Source organism: Bradyrhizobium sp. RP6, from assembly GCF_003837805.1.
Lineage (GTDB): Bacteria > Pseudomonadota > Alphaproteobacteria > Rhizobiales > Xanthobacteraceae > Bradyrhizobium.
The window spans coordinates 1-1849 of record NZ_RQIT01000060.1; the positions used below are offsets into that span (position 1 = coordinate 1).

General features: G+C 58.4%; 2 protein-coding genes. Both read left to right on the top strand.

Going from position 1 to position 1849, the window contains the following annotated elements; translation table 11 throughout:
- Positions 1-210: 210 nt before the first annotated feature.
- On the top strand, positions 211-345 hold the full coding sequence (locus EHH60_RS38645) for a hypothetical protein (RefSeq protein WP_256436599.1): 135 nt from the start codon (positions 211-213) through the stop codon (positions 343-345).
- Between the two features lie 214 nt (positions 346-559).
- Positions 560-1813 carry a group II intron reverse transcriptase/maturase gene (gene ltrA, locus EHH60_RS36830; protein ID WP_199752525.1) on the top strand — a complete coding sequence of 418 codons (1254 nt, stop codon included), beginning with the start codon at positions 560-562 and terminating at the stop codon, positions 1811-1813.
- Positions 1814-1849: the final 36 nt, after the last annotated feature.

A 1849-nucleotide genomic window follows, 5' to 3' on the forward strand; every position in this document is an offset into this window, starting at 1 on the left:
AGTGTGCTGCAGAAGCACACGGAAAGGATGATCGAGATGATCTGAAAATCTGTGTGCACAAGCTGTGGCAGCGATGAGGGTAGGCCCCTCGGGATCGACTTTCAGGAGTAGGTCCCAAATCACTTCAAGCGGCTTCGCTTAAGAGGCGCGGTCGTGAGCGTTGAAGCCAACGGTCGGGAATACCCGAACGGATAGGCGTCCGAGAGACGAATGAAAATGAACCCGCCGATGAACCGTCGTAACGTGGAAATCGTCGTCAAAACCAGAGGTGTGTCGTCCCTCTGGGATGAGCCCGCCGGAAGCCTGATGACCGGGCGGGCGGCGACCGGCGTTGAGGGGGCGTGAATCGGATGCAGGCGCTGCCGCGGAACTGCAGGAACCAGTCGCTCCGATGGAAAGGGAGAAGCACAAGCGGAGAAGACCGCGAGGCGAGATTACCGACGCGGAGCACTGGGACGGACCGATCCGTATTAGCGACGAAGGCTCGTAATGGGGCCGGAGCAAAGGGATCGGATCAGGAGGGCTGGCCACCGTCGCAACTGACAACAGGAGGACGACGGTGAACCAGCCGAGCAAACCGTTCAACATCGACAAGAGAGAGGTGTACGAAGCATATCTGCAGGTGCGATCCAATGGTGGCGCAGCCGGTGTCGACGGAGTGACGATTGAGCAGTTCGAGTCCGACTTGAAGAGCAATCTCTACAAGATTTGGAATCGAATGAGCTCAGGCGCCTACTTCCCGCCGCCTGTTCGCGCCGTCTCCATTCCAAAGAAGAGTGGGGGCCAAAGGATCCTCGGGGTGCCCACTGTGGCAGACCGCGTGGCACAGACGGTTGTCAAACAACTAATTGAGCCGGCTCTCGACGCAATCTTTCTGGCGGATTCTTACGGCTACAGACCCGGTAAATCGGCTCTCGATGCCGTAGGCGTAACGCGACAGCGGTGCTGGAAGTACGATTGGGTTCTGGAGTTCGACATCAAGGGACTGTTCGATAATATCGACCACGAGCGTCTGCTGCGGGCCGTCCGGAAACATGTGACGTGCGCATGGGCGCTGCTCTACATTGAAAGATGGCTGACAGCGCCGATGGTGCAAGAGGATGGAACGATAATCGAGCGAAGCCGCGGTACCCCACAAGGGGGCGTGGTGAGCCCGATCCTCGCCAACCTCTTCATGCACTATGCATTTGATCTCTGGATGGCACGGATGTTCCCCGATCTCCGGTGGTGTCGGTATGCAGATGACGGGTTGGTACATTGTCGGAATGAGATGGAGGCGCAAAGCATTCGCGAAGCGCTCCAGGCTCGGCTGGCAGAGTGCTGCCTGGAACTGCATCCTACGAAGACGAGGATCGTCTACTGCAAGGACGACCGACGCCGGGGCAAGACTGAGACGGTCATGTTTGACTTTCTCGGTTATTGCTTCCGGCCGCGATCGGTCCTGCGGCCGCGTTCGCAGAGGATGTTCTGCGGGTTCACTCCGGCGGTCAGCAAACCAGCGCTGAATGCCATGCGAGCGACGATCCGAAGCTTGAAACTTCGCAAGCGAACCGAGGTGACTTTGGACGATATTGCCCGCGAGCTAAACCCGATGGTTAGGGGGTGGATCGCTTATTATGGGCAATATACGCGTTCGGCGCTCTATCCTTTGGCGCGCTACATCAACCAGACGTTGGCTATCTGGTTGAAGCGAAAGTACAAGCGCTTCCATCACCGCTTGGGACGCGCGCGTCTCTTCCTGGAGAAGATCGCGCGTGAGAACCGCAGGCTCTTTGTGCATTGGCAACTCGGCGATGGCGGCAAGCTTGCCTGATGGGAGCCGGGTGAGGCGAGAGTCTCACGCCCGGTT

What these genes read in the sequence shown, in the direction of transcription:
- EHH60_RS38645 (WP_256436599.1), top strand. Translation starts at nt 211, where the DNA reads ATGAAAATGAACCCGCCGATGAACCGTCGTAACGTGGAAATCGTCGTC.